The organism is Streptomyces sp. MS191 (genome assembly GCF_008042125.1).
Taxonomy (GTDB): Bacteria; Actinomycetota; Actinomycetes; order Streptomycetales; family Streptomycetaceae; genus Streptomyces.
This window is the reverse complement of the sequence record NZ_RDBI01000251.1, coordinates 1-1,494: the sequence shown is the minus strand read 5'-3', so window position 1 is coordinate 1,494 and position 1,494 is coordinate 1. Positions and strand designations below refer to the sequence as shown.

The window sequence follows — 1,494 nt, the reverse complement described above, 5'->3', positions numbered from 1 at the left end:
GAGGGGAAGCGCAGCACCCGGTGGACGTCCGGGCAGTCCGCGAGGGCGTTGAAGCGGTCGACGTCGCGTGCGTGGGCCTCGCGGGTGCCGTGGAACGCGTAGCCCTCGATCTCGACCGCCAGACCCGCGCGGCGGAAGAAGAAGTCGGGACGGAGCGCGCGGCCCGACGACGTGTGGAGCAGCGGCTGGCACTCCGGGCGCAGCCCCGCGTCGTGCAGGTGCAGGCGGGCGATCGTCTCCGCCGGTGAACCCGAGGCCGCGTCGGCCAGGGCCAGCCGGCGGCGTGCCAGGGGGGCGCCCGGGCGGCGGGCGGAGAGTTCGGTCGCCAGTTCCTCGTGGTGGACGAGGGGCTCGCGCCGCACACCCCGGACCGTGCGGCGGGACAGTGCCGAGTCCGCCACGACCACGGCCTCCTCGCGGGTGCCGCACCGTCGTATCAGGTCGCCGACCGTGCGCGCCGGTGACGTGACCCGCAGCCCGGAGCGCAGGCACACGTCCCGGGCGTCGAGTCGGACGGTTCGGTGCAGGTGTATGTCGATGCCGCCTCTTCCGGTCCCGTCGAGGCCCGTCCGTTCCGTGCGGCCGTCCCCTCCTCTCGTGCCTCCGCCCGGCTGGAGGGTGGTGAACTCCAGTACTCCCGGGAAGTCCTTGTTCAGCAGTTCGATGCGATGCAGCAGTGCCGCCGTCCCGTGGCTGCACACCAGCGGAGGGCGGAGCAGTTGGACGACTCTCGCCCTGACCGCCCAGTCCACCTCCTTTCCCGGGACGGCCCACGCCCCGCGGCAGATCCACTGCCATTTCTCGCGGCGCAGCAGCCCCCGGAGTCGTCCCGGTGGCCAGCCCGCCGTGTACGCCCACACCGTCAGGAGCAGTCCGCCCCGGGTGAGTCTCAGCAAGTCCCGCATGCCCCAACCATCCCGATGTGGGGCGAGGTTCGCATCCCCTGTGGATAACTGCCGGGCTGATGCCGCATCCTGGTTCAAAACGGTGCCAGGGCTGCCCCAAGCCCCGAAGTGGACTGCTGATGACGACGACAACGCCGAGCGTGCAACTGGTCAGTGACCTCGTCACCCGGATTCCCGAGTTCCGGGACGCCTACGAGTCCCATCTCTTCAGTCAGGGCGACGTCCTGCCGCACGTCTTCTTCTGGGACGTCGTGCAGGGCACCGTCAGGTCCTTCCTCGGGGAGGATCCGGGTGCCGCCGACTGGCGTCGCACGCTCGCGTTCCTGGAGGAGCAGAGCATGCGGGGTGTCCTCGGTATCGACGAGGTCATCGTCACGTCGTTCCTCAACGATCTGCCGTATCCCCACGAGCCGGGTCACGGGATCGTCGAGCAGCTCGGTCCGGTCATGGCGGCGAAGTTCGTCAGGATCCGTCCGGGGGGTTGATCGGGGCCGGGCCGGGATCGCGGAAGCCTGCCGGGCCGGGGTCCGCGGAAGCCTGCGGGCTCGGGGCCGGGGCTGTTCGCCTCCGGGTCGCCTCCGGGTCGCCG

2 protein-coding genes are annotated in these 1,494 nt (G+C 71.2%); one reads left to right on the top strand and one right to left on the bottom strand.

Annotation, left to right across the window (positions count from 1 at the left end; translation table 11 throughout):
• Positions 1 to 905, bottom strand: a 905-nt coding sequence (locus tag EAO71_RS37265) for a hypothetical protein (protein ID WP_147982205.1), incomplete at its 3' end; no start/stop codon positions are given.
• Between the two features lie 119 nt (positions 906 to 1,024).
• Between EAO71_RS37265 and EAO71_RS37260 the strand changes: the two genes are divergently transcribed.
• Complete coding sequence (locus EAO71_RS37260) at positions 1,025 to 1,390, top strand: cyclic nucleotide-binding domain-containing protein (RefSeq protein ID WP_147982204.1); 366 nt, start codon at positions 1,025 to 1,027, stop codon at positions 1,388 to 1,390.
• Positions 1,391 to 1,494: the final 104 nt, after the last annotated feature.

Excerpts from the sequence above, each read along its gene's own strand:
- EAO71_RS37260 (WP_147982204.1), top strand. The coding sequence starts at position 1,025 with ATGACGACGACAACGCCGAGCGTGCAACTGGTCAGTGACCTCGTCACC.